The organism is Amylibacter sp. SFDW26, assembly GCF_009184395.1.
Taxonomy (GTDB): Bacteria; Pseudomonadota; Alphaproteobacteria; order Rhodobacterales; family Rhodobacteraceae; genus Amylibacter.
Genome location: NZ_WEIC01000004.1, coordinates 102,621 through 122,026, shown reverse-complemented (window position 1 = coordinate 122,026; position 19,406 = coordinate 102,621). Strand labels below are relative to the sequence as shown.

General features: G+C 44.9%; 21 protein-coding genes and 1 riboswitch. Of the genes, 5 read left to right on the top strand and 16 right to left on the bottom strand.

Features of this window, described 5'->3' with window-relative positions; all coding sequences use genetic code 11:
• Position 1: 1 nt before the first annotated feature.
• Positions 2 to 283: an integration host factor subunit beta gene (gene ihfB / locus F9L33_RS12245; protein WP_152143087.1), complete on the bottom strand. Its 282-nt coding sequence runs from the start codon at positions 281 to 283 to the stop codon at positions 2 to 4.
• Between the two features lie 280 nt (positions 284 to 563).
• Positions 564 to 2,249, bottom strand: coding sequence for a 30S ribosomal protein S1 (gene rpsA, locus F9L33_RS12240; RefSeq protein ID WP_152143086.1), 1,686 nt, complete (start codon positions 2,247 to 2,249; stop codon positions 564 to 566).
• A 357-nt stretch (positions 2,250 to 2,606) separates the two neighbouring features.
• Here rpsA and F9L33_RS12235 point away from each other — a divergent pair, with 357 nt between their 5' ends.
• Both F9L33_RS12235 and F9L33_RS12230 read left to right on the top strand, forming a co-directional pair.
• Entirely contained in the window at positions 2,607 to 2,942 is a 336-nt protein-coding gene (locus tag F9L33_RS12235) for a hypothetical protein (protein ID WP_152143085.1), read from the top strand.
• Positions 2,943 to 3,339: 397 nt separating this feature from the next.
• The gene (locus F9L33_RS12230; RefSeq protein WP_152143084.1) at positions 3,340 to 3,957 is read left to right on the top strand and encodes a hypothetical protein; all 618 of its coding nucleotides are present in this window, start codon (positions 3,340 to 3,342) and stop codon (positions 3,955 to 3,957) included.
• 397 nt (positions 3,958 to 4,354) lie between these two features.
• On the opposite strand, the gene F9L33_RS12225 is transcribed toward F9L33_RS12230, so the two are convergent.
• Positions 4,355 to 5,434 carry an ImmA/IrrE family metallo-endopeptidase gene (locus F9L33_RS12225; protein ID WP_152143083.1) on the bottom strand — a complete coding sequence of 360 codons (1,080 nt, stop codon included), beginning with the start codon at positions 5,432 to 5,434 and terminating at the stop codon, positions 4,355 to 4,357.
• On the bottom strand, positions 5,434 to 6,069 hold the full coding sequence (locus F9L33_RS12220) for a hypothetical protein (protein ID WP_152143082.1): 636 nt from the start codon (positions 6,067 to 6,069) through the stop codon (positions 5,434 to 5,436). The genes F9L33_RS12225 and F9L33_RS12220 overlap by 1 nt, the downstream gene beginning before the upstream one ends.
• 356 nt (positions 6,070 to 6,425) lie before the next feature.
• Between F9L33_RS12220 and F9L33_RS12215 the strand changes: the two genes are divergently transcribed.
• Positions 6,426 to 6,626 (top strand): hypothetical protein, encoded by a 201-nt coding sequence (locus F9L33_RS12215; RefSeq protein WP_152143081.1) that lies wholly within the window; start codon positions 6,426 to 6,428, stop codon positions 6,624 to 6,626.
• A 52-nt stretch (positions 6,627 to 6,678) separates the two neighbouring features.
• Here the strand turns inward: F9L33_RS12215 and cmk are convergent, their stop codons facing one another.
• The 11 genes from cmk to miaB form a co-directional block, all read right to left on the bottom strand.
• Positions 6,679 to 7,305: a (d)CMP kinase gene (cmk, locus tag F9L33_RS12210; RefSeq protein ID WP_152143080.1), complete on the bottom strand. Its 627-nt coding sequence runs from the start codon at positions 7,303 to 7,305 to the stop codon at positions 6,679 to 6,681.
• Positions 7,302 to 8,636 (bottom strand): 3-phosphoshikimate 1-carboxyvinyltransferase, encoded by a 1,335-nt coding sequence (gene aroA / locus F9L33_RS12205; protein WP_152143079.1) that lies wholly within the window; start codon positions 8,634 to 8,636, stop codon positions 7,302 to 7,304. The genes cmk and aroA overlap by 4 nt, the downstream gene beginning before the upstream one ends.
• Before the next feature lie 68 nt (positions 8,637 to 8,704).
• Entirely contained in the window at positions 8,705 to 9,433 is a 729-nt protein-coding gene (trmB, locus tag F9L33_RS12200) for a tRNA (guanosine(46)-N7)-methyltransferase TrmB (protein ID WP_152143078.1), read from the bottom strand.
• A 66-nt stretch (positions 9,434 to 9,499) separates the two neighbouring features.
• Positions 9,500 to 10,666 (bottom strand): methionine adenosyltransferase, encoded by a 1,167-nt coding sequence (gene metK / locus F9L33_RS12195; protein ID WP_152143077.1) that lies wholly within the window; start codon positions 10,664 to 10,666, stop codon positions 9,500 to 9,502.
• Between the two features lie 6 nt (positions 10,667 to 10,672).
• A riboswitch (SAM-SAH riboswitch) is annotated at positions 10,673 to 10,721 on the bottom strand.
• Positions 10,722 to 10,763: 42 nt separating this feature from the next.
• Entirely contained in the window at positions 10,764 to 12,290 is a 1,527-nt protein-coding gene (lnt, locus tag F9L33_RS12190) for an apolipoprotein N-acyltransferase (protein WP_152143076.1), read from the bottom strand.
• Between the two features lie 26 nt (positions 12,291 to 12,316).
• A complete protein-coding gene (locus F9L33_RS12185; RefSeq protein ID WP_152143075.1) occupies positions 12,317 to 13,174 on the bottom strand; it encodes a hemolysin family protein in 858 nt (285 codons plus the stop codon).
• Between the two features lie 27 nt (positions 13,175 to 13,201).
• The gene (gene ybeY, locus F9L33_RS12180; RefSeq protein WP_152143074.1) at positions 13,202 to 13,717 is read right to left on the bottom strand and encodes an rRNA maturation RNase YbeY; all 516 of its coding nucleotides are present in this window, start codon (positions 13,715 to 13,717) and stop codon (positions 13,202 to 13,204) included.
• Entirely contained in the window at positions 13,710 to 14,729 is a 1,020-nt protein-coding gene (locus F9L33_RS12175) for a PhoH family protein (RefSeq protein WP_152143073.1), read from the bottom strand. The genes ybeY and F9L33_RS12175 overlap by 8 nt, the downstream gene beginning before the upstream one ends.
• A gap of 118 nt (positions 14,730 to 14,847) precedes the next feature.
• The gene (locus tag F9L33_RS12170) at positions 14,848 to 15,147 is read right to left on the bottom strand and encodes a hypothetical protein (RefSeq protein ID WP_152143072.1); all 300 of its coding nucleotides are present in this window, start codon (positions 15,145 to 15,147) and stop codon (positions 14,848 to 14,850) included.
• Between the two features lie 16 nt (positions 15,148 to 15,163).
• Entirely contained in the window at positions 15,164 to 15,718 is a 555-nt protein-coding gene (locus F9L33_RS12165) for an OmpA family protein (protein WP_370452126.1), read from the bottom strand.
• 229 nt (positions 15,719 to 15,947) lie between these two features.
• Complete coding sequence (gene miaB, locus F9L33_RS12160; RefSeq protein WP_152143071.1) at positions 15,948 to 17,270, bottom strand: tRNA (N6-isopentenyl adenosine(37)-C2)-methylthiotransferase MiaB; 1,323 nt, start codon at positions 17,268 to 17,270, stop codon at positions 15,948 to 15,950.
• Between the two features lie 179 nt (positions 17,271 to 17,449).
• Between miaB and F9L33_RS12155 the strand changes: the two genes are divergently transcribed.
• The gene (locus F9L33_RS12155; protein WP_152143070.1) at positions 17,450 to 18,298 is read left to right on the top strand and encodes a hypothetical protein; all 849 of its coding nucleotides are present in this window, start codon (positions 17,450 to 17,452) and stop codon (positions 18,296 to 18,298) included.
• 1 nt (position 18,299) lies between these two features.
• On the opposite strand, the gene irr is transcribed toward F9L33_RS12155, so the two are convergent.
• The gene (gene irr / locus F9L33_RS12150) at positions 18,300 to 18,719 is read right to left on the bottom strand and encodes a Fur family transcriptional regulator Irr (RefSeq protein ID WP_152143069.1); all 420 of its coding nucleotides are present in this window, start codon (positions 18,717 to 18,719) and stop codon (positions 18,300 to 18,302) included.
• 166 nt (positions 18,720 to 18,885) lie between these two features.
• On the opposite strand from irr, the gene fabA reads away from it, so the two are divergent.
• Entirely contained in the window at positions 18,886 to 19,404 is a 519-nt protein-coding gene (gene fabA, locus F9L33_RS12145) for a bifunctional 3-hydroxydecanoyl-ACP dehydratase/trans-2-decenoyl-ACP isomerase (RefSeq protein WP_152143068.1), read from the top strand.
• Positions 19,405 to 19,406 lie beyond the last annotated feature (2 nt).

Here is a 19,406-nt window from a genome sequence, read left to right as displayed (position 1 = left end):
ATCAGCTTCCGTTAAGCCTATCTCGCAATAGTTTGCCTGTCTTAAAAAACGGAACGTGTTTTTCGTCAACAGAAACAGAATCCCCAGTGCGGGGGTTACGACCAACTCTAGCATCTCGCTTTTTGACTGAAAAGGCTCCGAAGCCTCTTAACTCAACACGATTGCCTTCGGCCATAGCATCAATGATCTCGTTAAATATGGTTGCGACGATCCGCTCTACATCACGGTGATACAGATGTGGGTTCTCTTCAGCAATTTTCTCAACCAATTCAGAACGTATCATTAATATATCCCTCCCCAAGGCAATTTAAATAGTGTCTAATTTTTCAAGGATACTTGCAGAAATAATGCGCTCTGGGAATATCCTTGGCCGCGAAGGTGTTGTTTTTTTTGAAAAATACGCCTGTTTTTGTCGTTTTTCGGGCTTAACCTAAGGTCAGCGGTTCGCCCGAACCCAACTTTATTAGACTTTTTCCGAACCCAGTTCAATTTCTCAAATATATGATTCGCACAAAAAACGGCGCCCAAACAGGCGCCGTTTTCATTTACCCTATGGATAAATATTAGTCGTTGTCTTGGTTCTTCAAAGCAGCGCCCAAGATATCGCCCAATGATGCACCAGCATCTGTTGAACCATATTGTTCCACTGCTTCTTTCTCTTCAGCAATTTCACGTGCTTTAATTGAAAGACCCAATTTGCGTGTTTTCGCATCGATGTTTGTCACACGAGCATCAACTTTGTCACCAACGTTGAAACGCTCTGGGCGTTGATCAGCGCGGTCACGTGCAAGGTCTGAACGACGGATGAATGCTTTCATGCCATCGTATTCAACTTCAACACCACCGTCTTCGATCGCAGTCACTTCAACAGTCACAACCGCACCGCGTTTCACACCAGAAGTAGCGTCTGCGAATGGGTCACCGTCAAGCGCTTTGATAGACAATGAGATGCGTTCTTTTTCTGCGTCAACATCAGTAACGATAGCTGTTACGATATCGCCCTTCTTATAGTCCGCAATTGCTTCTTCACCAGAACGGTTCCAGTCAAGATCTGACAAGTGAACCATACCATCGATGTCGCCTTCAAGACCAACGAACAAACCGAATTCAGTGATGTTCTTAACTTCACCTTCAACTTTTGTATCGATTGGGAAGTTTTTAGCGAAACCTTCCCATGGGTTGCCTTGAGTTTGTTTCAAGCCAAGGGAAACACGACGCTTCTCTTGATCGATTTCCAGAACCATAACTTCAACTTCTTGAGATGTAGAAACGATTTTACCTGGGTGTACGTTCTTCTTAGTCCAAGACATTTCAGAAACGTGAACCAAACCTTCAACACCTGAATCCAATTCTACAAACGCACCGTAATCAGTGATGTTTGTAACACGGCCCATGTGAACTGACTCCAATGGGAAGCGCTCTTCAACATTTGACCATGGATCGTCTTGCAACTGTTTCATGCCCAATGAAATACGGTGTGTATCTTTGTTGATCTTGATCACTTGAACTTTGATAGTTTCACCAATTGTCAGGATCTCAGATGGGTGGTTCACACGGCGCCATGCCATGTCTGTGACGTGCAACAAGCCGTCAACGCCGCCCAAGTCAACGAATGCACCGTATTCAGTGATGTTCTTAACAACACCGTCAACTGCATCGCCTTCAGCCAACTTGCCAACGATCTCTGCACGTTGCTCTGCACGTGACTCTTCAAGGATTGCACGACGTGATACAACGATGTTGCCACGACGACGGTCCATTTTAAGAACTTGGAAAGGTTGCGCCATACCCATCAATGGGCCAGCGTCACGTACTGGACGTACGTCAACTTGTGAACCTGGTAGGAATGCAACCGCACCGCCCAGATCAACTGTAAAGCCGCCTTTAACACGACCAAAGATTGCACCTTCAACGCGCTCTTCAGCTTCATATGCTTTTTCAAGACGATCCCAAGCTTCCTCACGGCGCGCTTTTTCGCGTGAAACAACAGCTTCACCACGCGCATTCTCAACACGCTCAAGGAACACTTCTACTGAATCACCAACTTCGATTTCAGGAGCTTGTCCAGGATTTGCGAATTCTTTAAGATCAACGCGGCCTTCCATTTTATAGCCTACGTCGATGATGGCTTGTCCTGCTTCAATCGCAATAACTTTGCCTTTTACAACACTACCCTCATCAGGTGTGTCTACGTCGAAGCTTTCGTTCAAGAGGGCTTCGAATTCCTCCATAGTGGCTTTAGCGCACATATATATACATCCTTATAACGTTTTTTCGGGCCACGCGGTTTACCACGGGTCTTTAGGTTTCGTTTCAGCCGACAGAACCAAGCAAAGCTACAAACACACAAAGGGCCGAAATTTCGGCCCTGCTCTGCTATAAGTTTGGGAATCTAACGTCCCCTGCCCTTACGACTGTCGCGCGTATAAGAGATTATCGTAGCATATGCAAGTATAGTTGGAAAAATCCTGCGCAAAACGCCGCCATCTCAAACCAGATACAAAGCGCTTGATCTCGAAAGGAAGCGAATGCGCTCACACAGACGTCACTTGCATTTAAACACCGCCCCATTACCCTGCTAAACAAACACACAAAGGGGAACCCAAATGCCCAACCTAAAAACCACCCTCATTACGGCCACATTCATCGCCACAGCCACATCAGCACAAGCAGGGTCAAAATACCTAACTGGCCCCGAAATCGGCGATCTCTACACAAGTCACTCCTTTGAATATTGGGGCAAGACCAAGGGCACATCCCACTACACCCCCACCACATTCACCGTAGAGGATGAAACCAACGGCAATTTCTCCGGCAAATGGTGGATCAAAGACAACAAATACTGCCGCAAATTCAACAACGGCTACAAACATTGCGATAAAGTAAAGAAAGAAGGCAACGGCATCTACTCAAGCCGCGGCTATAAATTCAAATTGAAATAACGCCTCTCACACGCTTCAACAGGTGGGTTAATTGAAAGCCACGCTTGGCTGTAACAAAAACGGGTGGAATTCCGCCTAAGGAAAAAATCAATTTTTGCCCTTTTTTGCGCACAATTCAGAAGCATTTCAAAACGCACCCAACAAACAAAAACAGATTTCACCCCAACCTATTGGATGCCAACCCCAGCAACCTACTAAATGTAGTGTGCCTAAATATTAACCACAAACACGTCACGTAATTTGTCAAAATCATGAAATCTCCCCTGAATTGTGGCAATTCCAAGGTTCTTAATGGCTTTTTAAAGGTATTTTAAACATTGCGATTTTCGCCAATTGACGAACGTCATGGTTGAATCCTAGCATTAAGTACAAGCAGAAAAACGAACAGGAGGCTAAAGTGAAACACGTAGGATTTACCAAGTTTCTGGATTTTACCGCACAAACAGGTAGTGCCAAAGCTGCATCAGCATTAGCGGCCTTCTACCAAAGCGGTAACATGCAAAATTCGCGCACACATTATTATGAAAACTTAAGAGAAGCCTTGATCACGGCGGAGAGGTCGGGGAAATACACCGACTGGGAAGAATTCATTCGCGACCAAAAAGAAGAAGCACAAGAAGCAACACGCGATGCCCTGATTAAATTTTACAAATGGAAGAGCAACTATGTCTCTGCGGCATGGTTTGAACCGCCTAAACAAATCTGGGCCTTGCAAGAATTTGATGTGAACATAAACCCAGAAATAGGGCTGATACTGGATGGAGAGGTTCATGCAATCAAACTCTATATCAACAACAAAAAGCTCTCTGATCTCAAAGCACAAGCGGCTGGGTTGATCATGGAAAATATGTTCCATGAACAATACCCATCGATCAAATTCGCCATTCTTGATGTCAAAGCGGAAAAATTCCATGTGTTCAACGGCGCCTCGGAACGGTTGGATTACCTGCTGATCGGCGAAGCGGCACATTTGTCTGCAATTTTGTCAGCTGCCAAACAACGCGCGGTTGCATAAATCCCATCTACCACCCTTGCGGGGGTGGTACATCGCAAGCGGGATGCCACACTCCTTTGGGGGAGGATGATTAGGTGCTTGTGCGAACCATAATTTAAAGCATCACCATCCCGCTTGCGTCAATTTACAAATGTTTGCAGGTATCTATTCCAGCCAAGCTATCAATTCAAAATCAAACCGTAGGGTGGGCTTCAGCCCACGCGTAAAACCATTGCCTGCAATGGTCAGGCGGCAAAGTATTGCAAAGCAATGCGCGAGAGCCGATCCTACAAACCACACAACCCAGCCGCACCCAGTCCGTGCTATAGCACGGACAGCACCCGATCCGCCCCCACGGGCGGGTGCTTCACACCCACCCTCGGATCGGGCGCTAAGGCTAGCAAGCACTATTGTGAGATTAGTTAACGAGTCGAAGTCCCTCTACGGCTTCTTCTGATTGGCTCACTTCATTCACAACTGAAAGCTTAAAAATTAAGTTTTCTAGGTCATTTAAAGGAAAAGACAATTCTTCAGTTAAATCCTCTTTTGTGAATTGCTTTAACCAAAGAGCTCTAAACACTTTTTCTAGAACAACAGAAGTTTCTCTTTTTACACCTTTTGGTTCACCGCTACGGTAACCTCGCTGTCCTAATTCGATACAAAGCGACCTGTAACGCCAATCACTGAGTAGCTCTAAGGCATGCAAACGATATGCTAGAGCCATAGCAGATACTCTCCACCTAAATTTAAGCTTTATAACCTCGGTAGCTGTTATTACGTTATGCCTAACATTACTTCTTATATCTGCTTCTGGCATTAAAAATGCAGATGCAAAACGATCAGCTTGCATCTCAGCTCCGCGATCATTTTTTGCACCTGCGTGATGATGTAGAACTAAATGTGCCAGTTCATGAGCACTATCAAAAATAGACCTTTCTGCTGTTTTCTCTTGATTGAGAAATATATAAGCAGAATTACTGTGCCAAAAGGAGTATGCATCTACATTCTTTGTACTTTCCGAAAGCGATAATATTCTTATCCCTTTAGACTCAAGCAATTTAAGCATATTTCCAATAGGTCGATCGCCTAATTGCCAATGTTGCCTCAACATTCTTGCCGCTGTTTCTGGACGATTTCTCTCTTTGTTTAAGTCAATTAAATCTACTTCGGGTAAATTAAATTTATCATTGATCCAGTTATATAACTCAATTCCAAGCCCCCCAGCAGCAAGAGATGCATCACGTTCTTTAGCATTCATTTTTGATAAGCTTCTAAAACTGACAGCCTCACTGTCTAGCAATTCAGGATCGTCCATGACGAAAAAGCTTTTAGGAAACCCTAAAGCTTTTACTAAACGCTCAATTGTTTCTTTTTCTGGGGCGTGACCGTTTTCAATTTTCGAGATTGTAACGGGTGTTAGCCCAGCTTTTTCAGCTAGGCTTTTACCAGTTAGCCGCCGTATTTGTTTGGCAAGCTTAAATCTTTTGATATTAAACATTACTCAGATTCTTTTAGAGACACGCTTATCTCAAAATCTTCTATTGGACTATCAGAATTATCATTTGCAACTTCATCTAATTCATTAGAAGGAATGTAGACAAAAATTCGCTCAATAAAAGCCGCAAATGTCTTATTTGAGATTACAGGGCATGATAATTCTATACCACCATTTTCCCCTACCATTATGTAATAAGTAGTTAGCCCATCAGAGCAGACATTTGTAAGTGGTCCAGCGTCAACACCAGCATGCTCAAATAAAGTAGGGCTGCATAGATTTTCTGAGCCTGTACCTTTTGCTGAACGTGGCTTTGGTTTCCATGTAATCGAACATGCTTCATCAACATTTTGATAGGCAATGCGAATATTACTTTTACGATTTACAATCGCCTCAACACCATACTTTCTTTCTGAATACCAATCGCTACCACTGATTTGCTGGCGCATCTCTTCTACACCAAAAATATACGCAAGACTTCCAGGCGCATTGATTGGCATAAGTGGGCTAGCATCATTTTGTCGAGCACGTGCAACAAGACCTACAGAAATAATCTGTTCTGCAGTTACTCCTAACTCTTCAAGGCGCTGGGCTACATCATCCTCGTTACTAATTATTGCCGTTTTAAAAACAGTCACAGAAACACTCCGTTTAATTTTTCTCACCTCGTTTGTGGAGCAAAATATTAAACGATGCAAGGAATATTTTTAATATAATGAACCAGCCCCTTCCCTAGCCCCAACACATCCCCTATCCTAACCGAAGGACAGGCAGCAGTCTGTCTCGGGGTGTCGTAACCTCACTCATCCGGTTGGTATCAACCGAAATGATACCTCCTCGATTTCAAAAGGTCGGGGAGGTTATGGCGTATGTCCAGGGGCAACCTAAAGGCCATAGCAGTCGTGATGAGCGACTTACGAACTCCCCGGCTGTCGGATCACACCGACGGCCGTTTTCATTTGTTTATTTGATTTAAGGGAGCGGCGTTTGCGCCATGATGATATTTCCAAAAAGCAGCGGTATGCAGACCGTGTATTTCACCCAAAAGACCAAACCACATGTCGTGGATTTTCTGATCGAAGAAAAATTCATAGATGCCGATGATCCCCTGATCCCGATCATCGCCGCCTTTGCCCGTCAAGAAAATGTAAATGAAATCCGCATCAGAAACCGCATACAGTTGCTATTTCATTAACCCTGCGGGTGCCATACGCTTTCCATACGTCTGCCATACGCATTCCATACAGCTATTTTTTGGCGTCAATCACCGCGATGGCCGCTTGGATTGCTTCCTCAATAGAAAGCGTAGATGTGTCGATCAAATGGGCATCATCAGCCGCCACCATAGGCGCCACATCCCGTTCCGCGTCCCGCGCGTCACGTGCCATAACATCTTGATATACTTGCTCAAATTCCACAGATGGGTCTTTGGCAGACAGCTCCTTAAACCGCCGATCCGCCCGCACCCGCGCGCTGGCAGTCACAAAAAGCTTCACATCCGCATCAGGGCAGATCACAGTGCCGATATCACGCCCATCCAAAACCGCCCCATCCTCTTGTTTTGCAAAGGTTTTTTGGAATTGAACAAGTGCCGTTCTGACCTGCGGAATAACCGCAATCTTACTAGCCGCCTGCGCCACTTCCGCCGTTCTAAGGTCAGTCGCTTGCAGGTCTTCTGCCGTCAGTTCCAACGCTAATTGTTCAGCAATTTCAGGGTAATAGCTGGTTCTTGAGTAATTTAAGGCCTTCTTCCCAACAGCCCGATACAGCAACCCCGTATCCAGATGATGAAACCCAAAATGCGCCGCCACAGCCTTGGAAATAGTTCCCTTACCAGCCGCCGCTGGCCCGTCTATGGCGACCGTGAAACTCATGAAATATCAGCGCCCAGACCCTTCATAAGGTCTTGAAATATAGGGAAACTTGTCGCAATCGCAGCCCCATCATCCACGCTCACAGGCTCCTTCGTCGCAAGCCCCATACACAGGAATGACATGGCGATACGGTGGTCAATAAACGTCTTAGCCGTCCCCCCACCTTTCACATCACCAGATTGCCCATGCACAATCAAAAAGTCCTCACCCTCTTCGATTTGCACACCTTGCGCTTCAAGCCCCCGCGCCATCGCATCAATGCGGTCACATTCCTTAACGCGCAGCTCTTTCACGCCGCGCATAACGGTTTTACCTGTCGCAAAAGCAGCCACTGCGGACAGGATCGGATATTCGTCAATCATGCTTGGCGCACGATCTTCTGGCACCTCTATCCCTTTGAGTTTGCTTGCTTTTACACGCAAGTCAGCAACAGGCTCACCACCCTCTTCACGCTCGTTTTCAAAGGTAATATCCGCACCCATTTCAACAAGCGTTGTAAACAACCCAGCGCGTGTTGGGTTCAAGCCGATGTTGGGCAAAACAATCTCTGATCCTTCGACGATCAAAGCCGCACAGACAGGAAAAGCCGCTGAACTTGGATCGCGCGGCACAGCAATATCCTGCGCCTTCAATTCAGGTTGCCCCGTCAAAGTGATCTCAAATCCCTCATCCGTTTCAACCGTTTCAATCTCAGCCCCAAAGCCACGCAACATACGTTCCGTATGGTCCCGAGTTTTTTCCTTTTCGATCAACACAGTTTTCCCAGGCGTATTCAAACCCGCCAAAAGCACAGCTGACTTAATCTGGGCAGATGGATGTGGTGACGTATAGCGCACAGGCAACGGATCACGCGCACCAACCATCGTCAGTGGCAACATACCTTTATCGCGCCCTACAGATTGCGCACCAAACAATGCCAGCGGATCCGTGATACGACCCATTGGGCGAGAGCGTAAAGATGCGTCCCCCGTGAAAGTCGCCGTGATCGGAGATGTAGACATTGCGCCCATAATCAAGCGCACGCCAGTGCCCGCGTTACCGCAATCGATTACATCTTCGGGCTCCGCAAAACCACCAACGCCTACGCCGTTAACAGTCCATTCACCATAACCAATACGTTCAACATCAGCTCCAAATGAAGCCATCGCTTTGGCTGTGTCCAGAATATCTTCGCCCTCAAGCAACCCCCTGATATTTGTCTGACCAACAGACAAAGCACCAAGGATCAACGAGCGGTGCGATACTGATTTATCACCCGGAATTTCAGCTGTGCCCGAAAGAGGGCCGCCTGCGCGGGATTGCATTGGAATGGGGGTGCCGTGTCCTGACATATCGGTCGTCCTAGTCTAATTTGCCTAGCGTATACCCTATTGCGAACGGGCGGTCTATTCCGAACAGACTAGAGTTTGCGGAAAGTCAAATAATGCGGTGTGCGGCCTTCGCGCAATGCTTTTTGCTCATACCGCGTTGAATACCAATCAGGCCAAGCGTTGCGCCAATCTGTTGGGCTTTCTGCCAACCATTCAAAATCATCGCGCGTTGGCACTTGCTCCAGTGTTTGGCGTACATAATCTTCGATATCTGTGGCAACACGGAAGACCGATCCTGCTTTCAGGCATTTCGCCAAAGGATCAAGATGTTCTGGTGTTACAAAACGGCGACGGTGATGGCGCGCTTTGGGCCATGGGTCGGGGTACAATAGAAATGCTTTCTCAATAGACCCTTCTGGCAGTACATCCATCATGTCACGTGCATCACCTGGATGGACACTTAGATTGGTCACGCCAGCTTTGCGGATTTTACCAAGCAGTGTTGCCACACCATTGATATAAGGTTCACACCCAATGATATTCACATCAGGGTTTTGCTGTGCTTGGTGCACCAAATGCTCACCACCGCCAAAGCCTACTTCCAACCAAACAGGGTTATCGTTGCCAAACAGTTCTGACAGGTTAAGCGGGTTGCGATCAGGGTTTTCTTTCCAACTTACATTCTTTGGCGCAAGCTTATCCAAATCCTCTTCCAAATACCGCTCATGGCTTTGGTGCAGGCCTTTGCCTTTGATACGACCATAGAAATTGCGCCAAGGTGCGCCTGATACGTGTTTTTTACGCTGATGGTCATCCATAAAGAAAAAGCCCCGAGTTATCTCGGGGCTTCACTAGCTTTTCATGCGTGTTTGATCAAGCTTAGATCAAACAGCCTTTTTCAGTGCTTCCACCAAATCTGTGCGTTCCCAAGAGAAACCACCGTCATCTGTTGGTGTACGGCCAAAGTGACCGTAAGCCGCTGTACGTGCGTAAATGGGACGTGTCAGTTGCAAGTGATCTTTGATACCCGTTGGTGTCAAATCCATTGCTTGTGCCACTGCTTTTTCAATCTCTGACTCGTGTACTTGGCCTGTGCCATGTGTATCGCAATAGATCGAAAGTGGTTTGGCTACACCAATCGCGTATGACAGCTGAATTGTACAACGTTTCGCCATACCAGCCGCAACAACATTTTTCGCAAGGTAACGTGCTGCATATGCTGCTGAACGGTCCACTTTGGTTGGATCTTTACCAGAGAATGCACCACCACCGTGAGGGGCTGCACCGCCGTATGTATCAACGATGATTTTACGACCAGTTAGGCCAGCATCCCCATCAGGGCCGCCGATCACGAACTTGCCTGTTGGATTCACGTGCCATTCAGTTTCGGCAGAAATCCAACCCTCTGGCAATGTATTGCGAATGTATGGCTCTACAACCGCTTGTACATCCGCAGATGTCATTGTTTCATCCAAGTGCTGAGTTGAAAGAACGATAGATGTTACACCAACTGGCTTGCCATCAACGTATTTCACAGAAAGCTGAGATTTTGCATCTGGACCAAGCATTCCAAGCGTACCTTCGTGGCGTGCTTCTGCAAGATTGCGTAGGATCGCGTGTGAATATTGAATTGGTGCTGGCATCAATTCTGTAGTTTCATCTACAGCATAACCAAACATGATACCTTGGTCGCCCGCACCAGCGGCATCAACGCCCTGTGCGATATGCGCTGATTGTGCATGTAGATGGTTTTCAACAGACATATTTTTCCAGTGGAAACCGTCTTGTTCATAACCAATGTCTTTAACACAATCGCGTACGATGCCTTCAACACCGCCCATAAAAGCATCAAGCTTTTCAGGTGTAGACAGGCCAACTTCGCCCCCGATCACAACGCGGTTGGTTGTAGCGAACGTTTCACAGGCAACACGTGCCAATTCTTCTTCTGTTAGAAATGCATCCAAGATTGCATCTGAAATACGGTCACAGATTTTATCTGGGTGACCTTCGGAAACGGATTCCGAAGTAAATAGGTAATTTTGTCGGGACATAAATATCGCTCCAGTAAGATTAAATCGCCACTTCAGGAAGCCGTTGTAGCGATAGGTATCCTTCAGGTAGAGATACGGATAGCTTGGGTCAATAAAATTATTGGTCGTGTTGTCGCAGATTAGGCCTAAATGTCACATATTTAGCACCTAAACCCAAGAGTAATAGCAAGATAAGTACTGGAAGTTCACCGTATTGCGAATAAACCGTAGGATTTAACGGTTTTGGCAAGTTAGCATCCAGAAACCCTTTTTTATTAAGTTCAAGCTGATCAAGTATACGCCCATATGGATCAATCATTGCTGATACGCCTGTATTGGCTGACCGCGCAACAGGCAAACCTTGTTCAATCGCACGAAACTGCACTTGGACGAGATGTTGATATGGTCCAATATAATCACCGAACCATGCATCGTTTGTCATATGCAATAAGAACTCTGGGCGTTCTGGGTGTCCATTAATTGCCATTGGAAAGATGGCTTCATAGCAAATCATAGGCATGTAGGATGGAAGACCTTGTGTTTTAACAACCCTCAAGCCTTCTCCTGTCGAAAAGCCCCCAATGGTTTGGGCAAGTCCACGAAACCCATACTCGGATAAATATTCGGAAAAAGGGACGTATTCCCCGAATGGCACTAAATGACTTTTATCATATGTGGATAACAAACCACCGCGTGGATCCAAGTGAACTGATGAATTGTAATATTGATCACGTTGTGTTTGCGCATTAAATTGAGCTCGTTGAATCCCCGCGATGATATGTGCGTTCGGGCCTGCATAGTTCGATAGTATTCCTAGATCTGCAGTATTATTTTCGAATAGGAAATGCACTGAAGTTTCAGGCCAAACCACTAGGTCTATAGGTTTGTCAGCTTTTGCCTGTGTAAACTCTAAGCCTCTTCGAAAAAAGACTGGCTTCCATTCAGGATGCCATTTTTGATGTTGAGGCGCGTTTGGTTGTACCAAACGAACGCGCGTTTCTGACATCTCAGAAACCACAGAAAGCCGATAAGCTCCCATAACAGCAAAAATACCGACGAAACAGATAGAGATTATGGGCCCCATAAAGCGGTGCTTAGCAAAAGAAAGCATCAATAGGCCGCCCAACAAAGTCACAAATGTTAATCCATACGGTCCAATAAAAGCTGCTGCTTGTGCAACAGGCGTATTAATCCACATGTAAGATAAAAGCCCCCATGGAAACCCTGTAAATAACACAGAACGTAGATATTCTGCACACACAAAAGCAACCGCAAGCCCAATGCTGTAACGCATCAAACTTTCACCCCAAATTTTTGCAACAGCGAATGCTGCACCCCAAAACAATGCCAACCCACCTGACATCATCGCCAAAGCAAAAGGGGCCAGAATTGCATGTTTTTCTGGTTCTACAAAAAATGGTTCAACCAGCCAAATAAGGCCAAAGACAAAATATCCAAAAGCAGCCCACCAACCAATTCCAAAAGCTTGTTTTTTTGTTTGAGTGTGAAAACCACAATATCCAAGGATAGGTATAGATATAAATACACCTATAGGTAACGAAACAGGCGCCTGTCCCAGCGCCAGTATAGCCCCCAAAACAAATGCTAAAACCCACATCCGTTTCGGGCTATGGTCCAACCACATCAGTAGTTTTTCCAGCCTTTGATGTATCACCGTTTTTGTGACCTACTAACACGAAGCTTTTTAATACGGCGCGGGTCCGCATCAACCACTTCAAATTCAAAACCATCTGGATGTTTAATCACTTCTCCACGCACAGGCACACGTCCGATCATCATAAAGACCAAACCACCAAGTGTTTCGATATCTTCGTCATCAGCACTACTTGCTAAATCAACTTCTAGCACTTTTTCGAACTCATCTAACGGTGCGCGTGCCTGGCACATATAAACGCCTGGCTTTTCTTCGATCCAATAATCATCTTCTTCGACGTCATGCTCATCAGCAATTTCACCGACAACTTGTTCAACCAAGTCTTCGATCGTCACAAGACCATCCACACCGCCATATTCATCGATGACAAGCGCCATGTGAATACGATCTGCCTGCATTTTCTGTAGTAAAACACCAATCGTCATTGACGGCGGAACATATAGCAATGGCCGTACAAGCCGCTTTATTGAAAACCGTGTAACTTTGCCATTAAAACCGTGTTTCAAGGCTAAATCTTTTAGATGAAGCAGGCCGTCTGGTGTATCTAGCGCCTCATTATAAACAGGCAGGCGTGAATAACCGCTATCTGTAAAAACTTTCAGCAATTCATCAAGTTTTAGGTCATTAGATACTGCAATTATGTCTGCCCGTGGGACAGCAACGTCTTCCACACGCAGATCACTGAGAATTTTCAACCCACTTACAGGTGATAATGTGTCAGAATAAGACGGTGCTGGTTCGTTTGTTTCAGTTTTTCCCGCAAACAAACGTTTAAAAAAACCTGCTGGTTTTTCTATACCTTCAAGCTGCGCGCTTTGCGCCGCGTTAGAAGATCCTTCGATGGTATCGCTCATAGCCTCTTTCCAATATTCATCGTCAAATTACACGGTTTTATACGGGTTTCCAATACCCATATCTGCAAGTAGTTTTATCTCTAGGTTTTCCATTAACTCTGCATCTTTATCTGTTTCATGATCATATCCTAGCAAATGTAAAATACCGTGCGTTAAAAGATGTGTAACATGGTTGTACAGCGAAATTTCAGCCGCTTTCGCCTCGTTGATACAAGTTTCATATGCAATTGCTATATCGCCAAGATTTACAAACGGATCTCCGAAATCTGGCTTTGGTGGCAAAGATGGAATTTCGCCTGCAATCTCTGGATTTAAATCATAACTTGGCCACGACAGCACATTCGTAGGCTTTTTCTTACCTCGAAACTCAGTATTCAACACAGCAATACGTGTATCATTACAAGCCAGAATGCTGACCTCATATGGGGCAGTCGCTATATCTAGCGCAACTGATATATGTGCCATAACTTTATGGCTAATCTCTTCCAAATCAATAGACGCCCAAAGCTCTTCTTCGATTAGGATATCAATCTCATTATCCATTATTTTTAGAGTGTTTATCATACGCGATGATGATTTTAGCTACCATCGGGTGCCGCACAACATCTTCGGCCTTGAAATATGTAAAAGCTACACCCTTAACATCTCGCAATACTTTTTCTGCTTCAACCAAACCAGATGGCACACCGCGCGGCAAATCTATTTGGCTCATATCGCCAGTGATTGCCATCCGTGACCCTTCGCCCATGCGGGTTAGGAACATTTTCATTTGCATTGTCGTGGCATTCTGCGCTTCATCCAAAACCACATATGCGTTGCTAAGCGTTCTCCCCCGCATGAAAGCCAACGGCGCTATTTCAATGCGTTTATCTTCGATCAGCTTCTCAACTTGTTTAGCCGGAAAGAAGTCATTCAAAGCATCATAAAGTGGCTGCATATATGGATCAACTTTTTCCTTCATGTCGCCAGGTAAAAATCCCAACCGTTCCCCAGCTTCAACCGCTGGACGTGCAAGGATGATTTTATCAACCATACCGTTGATGAACATGGAAACCGCCGCTGCAACCGCAATGTATGTCTTACCAGTACCCGCAGGCCCAAGACCAAATACCAACTCTTTGGACATTAAATCTTCGACATATTTCTTTTGCGTGACTGTGCGTGGTTCAACGGTTTTCTTACGTGTACGGATTTCTAACGCACCGCCTTTAAACATCTCAATCTGATCCGCTGGTTTTTGCGCATCGTGCTTTTGCTCTTTCAAAAACCGAAGCGCTGCATCTATATCTGCAGGTTCAATGCTTTTACCACGCTCTGCGCGCCCATATAAATACTGCAAGATATTTGAAGCTTTTGCTTGCTCATCTGCACCACCTAATACACCAAGACCATTGTCGCGGCGTAATATCTGTACACTTAAGGCTGCTTCTATCTGGGCTAGATTACGATCAAATTCGCCACATAAATCAATTAGATATCTATTGTTCTCAAAATTCAAAAAAACTTCTGGGTTTTTTACCGCATCTTGTGCGGGTGGTGTGGCAGTGTTCACCAGTGTGGCCTCCTAGCTTGGGTTATGAAAATAGTCGCAAGATAAACGGATTCCTGCAAGAGCTAATATCAAAAAAAAAGCCGCGAAAAACGCGGCCTTTCTAAAATTATGCTGGCTCTAATTAGATTGTATCACCAAATGTACTACCAGATTTAAACGCCCCATTAGCAGTATTTGGCGGAGCTATACCAGAACAAACTGGTTTGCCATATTTATCCAAACGTGCGGATAGGTATCCCTCCACACCATCATCGATGATCCAATGATCGCACCCGCGTGGGTCAACCCATATACCCGCTTTAAGCTGGCTAAGGTGTTTAGCGTCAAAGCCGCGATCTACAGTTTTGTTTACTTTTGTACCCGAGCAAGCAGCAAGTGCTAAAGGTAGAAGTGCGATTGAAATTGCTTTTACAAGTTTCATAGTTTTTCCTTCCAGCTTAGCGGATACAAGTGATTTCAACACGGCGGTTCTTTGACTTACCATGTTTCGTTTTATTTGACGCCACAGGAACACGTTCACCATACCAACGCGCTTGCGCTTTAGCACCTACGCTTTGTGCAATCTTAGCAATTGCAATGGCACGATTTTGTGAAAGGCGCATGTTGTAAGCATCACTCGCATCGCTGTCTGTGTGACCATCAACCAAATAGGCTGTTGCACCAGCGCTTTTAAAGAAATTTTGCAAACGTGAACGATTTGCAGAATTGATGTGCCATTTATCAACAGCGAATAACTGATCCGTGTTCATCACTGCGCATGTGTTACCACGGCGACAAACAGGGATACCATCACGGGTTGTATGCGGCGTCATATAACCTTCAACACCGTCATCCATAACCCAATGTTCGCACCCATCTGGGTCAACCCAGATCGTAGGAACATATCTTTCGCTCTGACTTGATTTTGTTACAACAAGATCTGCACTGGCTGCGGAAGCAATTGACGCCCCTACTACAGTCACAGCTGCAATCTTTAATAGATTTTTGAACACCCTACTGCTCCCCTTCTACTACATAAACTATTACCAACACTTAAAAAAGCGATAGCGCACCAATTATTTGGTGATACTTAACATTAATTTTACCTAAGGGTAGCAAATATCTACAGTTTGTGAAGGAAAAACTTCACTATACTATGTATAGTTGGGAAACATTAACCTTGCGTAAGCTTCTATTGTATCCACAATGGAACCAATTGTTTGAAAAATAAGATTTTTCACCTTATTTTACAATTTCCGCCCCAAGAGAATTTCTTTCAGTACGAGTCACTTTAGCTTGTACAATTGTGCCAACTTGTTCAGCTTTTGCATCCATATGAACCGCATGTAAATATTCCGATTTGCCAACAAATTGTCCTGGATCACGTGCCGGTTTTTCCAAAAGAACAGGAAGTATCTTCCCAACCATAGATAATTGGAACTCATACTGATGTTTGGTCAGCAGTGTTTGTAACCGCTTCAAGCGATCTGCTTTTTCCACTTCATCAACTTGGTCTCGGTCCGCTGCAGGCGTACCAGGGCGCGTTGAATATTTAAAAGAATATGCTTGCCCATAGCGAACCTCTTCACACAAATTCAAAGTATCTTGAAAATCAGCTTCGGTTTCGCCAGGAAATCCAACAATGAAGTCGCCAGATAAAGCGATATCTTTACGGACAGAACGGATACGCTCGATAAGCTTTAGATATTCTTCAGCTGTATGTTTACGATTCATAGCCTTCAAAACACGGTCAGAGCCTGCTTGAACAGGCAAATGTAGATACGGCATCAATTTTTCAGTATCGCCATGTGCTGCAATCAAATCGTCATCCATGTCATTTGGGTGCGATGTCGTGAAACGAATGCGCTTCAATTCATTAATCTTTGCCAACTCACGGATAAGGCGTGCAAGTGACCATTCACCATCAGCACCTTGACCATGGTAGGCATTCACATTTTGACCAAGCAAGTTGATTTCAACAACACCTTGATCCACCAAATGCTTTGCCTCATCGATAATTTTTTGCGCTGGTCGCGAAACTTCGGCGCCGCGTGTATAAGGCACCACGCAAAAAGCACAGAATTTATCGCAACCTTCTTGAACCGTTAAAAACGCACTTGGCAATTTGCGTTTCCCTTTGCTGCGCAGGATATGGTCGAATTTATCTTCTGCTGGAAAATCTATATCAACAGGCTTTTGCCCTTTTGCCACGTCACGCATCATTTCGGGCAGATTATGATAGGCTTGCGAACCCACAACCAAATCCACCATTGGCTGGCGATTGATAATTTCTTGACCCTCAGCTTGCGCAACACACCCAGCGACACCAAATTGCATTTCAGGTTTCTTAAGCTTCAACTGCTTCATACGGCCAAGTTCTGAATAAATCTTTTCCGCAGCTTTTTCGCGAATATGGCAAGTGTTCAACAAGACCAAATCTGCCTCGTTTTCATCCGCAGTCACAGAATAGCCTTCTGGTGCCAAAGCATCCGATATACGTTCAGAATCGTATACGTTCATCTGGCAACCATATGTCTTAATATAAAGCTTTTTCTGTTCCGACATCTTTTAACACTCAGCATGGGGTTTCTAAAGCCAGCGCTTTACACCCCTAAGGCATAATCCGCAATGTCTTAGCGACTTTGTAATATTTAGGCATTTTAAAATACTCTTTACTGGATTTTTCAACTTAGACTGAATAGAGATTATAAAAGTTTAGAAATAACGAGTAATAGCAGGCATATATGGCAAAAGCACTTTTCGACATTCCATCCAGCGATACGGGCAAAGGTCCTATCGGCTTTATCCTTGCAGAGGACCTAACTGGCCTTAGCTCGTGTATTCGCCATCATTCGCGTTTGGGATTTGAAAATTTGTTTGTAATCAAACGCCCAGACTTAGAACTTCCTGAAAGTTGTGCCGAACTTTGCGATACAATTGATATCGAAGATGCATTTTTTTCTGACGTATCACCTTACTTGAATCGCATGATAGAATTATGCCTCAATCGGTGGGTTTATTACTGCTTTAATGCAGAATACCTGCATTTTCCTTTTTGTGAGACCCGGGCTATTACAGATTTGACGGATTTTGCCACCGAAGAAAAACGATCATCTGTTTTCACTTACACAATTGATCTTTATGCTGATGATCTCGGCAAAGCTAAGGATGGATTTTCATTAGAAGACGCGCATTTTGATGGAGCAGGATATTATGCTTTGCAACGATACATCGAAGGTGAAGCCCAAGATCGTCAATTAGATATCTATGGTGGCTTAAAATGGCGTTTCGAAGAACATCTACCTTATCAGCGCAGACGCTTAAACCGTGTTGGCTTATTCAAACCACAAGCAGGGTTGGAAATGGGCGAAGATGGATATTTCAATATTGGGGAATACAATACTTTCTCTTGCCCTTGGCATCACAATACAACAATTGCGATTTGTTCATTCCGCACGGCGAAGAGCCTCAAAACGAATCCAGGATCTATGTATGAGATTGATAATTTTATATGGTCAAAATCTGTAAAATTCCGCTGGAATTCACAACAACTCATGGATCACGGATTTATGGAACCAGGTCAGTGGTTTTAAATTACTGACGCTTACGCAACCTAATGACAACATCAACGCTTGCAATTTCCATACCGTCTGGTGGTGTTGGTATGCTTTCAAATTTCAACGTTTCTGTGGGAGCATCCGTTAATTTACGATCCCCTTCCCAAAAGAAATGAGGGTGTTGGTCTGTGCGCGTATCGAAATAGGATTTATTCCCATCAACAGTGATTTCATTCATTAACTCCGCATCACAGAACAACCGTAATGTATTATAAACCGTTGCCAATGAAACTGACGCTTCTGTATCTGACACAGCTTCATGTAAGCTTTCAGCCGTTACATGGCGATTTTTGCCATCACCCACAAGCAAAGTAGCCAAAGCCAAACGCTGTTTGGTCGGACGTACATCTTTGCTTTCAAGCCATTGCCTGCCACGCGTTTGCGGGTCGGTATGCATATCAGTTCACCAGTTTATACATTTCTTGGGGATTATGACGGTATTTTATCAGAAGTTCAACAAAAACAGATATGCAGTGCATGCGCTTAAGTGCCACCACCTATTGATAGTCAGACAAAAGTAGTGATACTCACAATTGGAAATGAATAAATGGAGACAGGCAAACATGTCCGAAAGACCAACAAGTTTTGATAAAGATGCACTGATTAAATGCGCCAAGGGAGAGATGTTTGGTGCAGGCAATGCACAGCTACCCATGCCGCCAATGTTGATGATGGACCGCATTACAGAAGTCTCTGCTGATGGCGGCGCACATGGCAAAGGCCACATTAAAGCTGAATTTGATATCACGCCTGATCTTTGGTTTTTCGAATGCCACTTTCCTGGAAACCCGATTATGCCAGGTTGTCTTGGTTTAGACGGCCTTTGGCAACTTACAGGCTTCAACCTTGGATGGCGCGGAATGCTGGGCCAAGGTATGGCTCTTGGTGTTGGTGAAGTGAAATTAATGAGCATGGTGACACCAGAATGTAAAATGCTGACATATGACATTGAATTCACACGTGTCATTGATCGTAAAATCAAGATTGGCGTGGCCAATGGTAAAGTCTATGCAGACGATGAACTCGCCTATGAAGTCACAGATATGAAAGTAGGCCTCGCTGCCGTTGATCTGTCAAACTAATA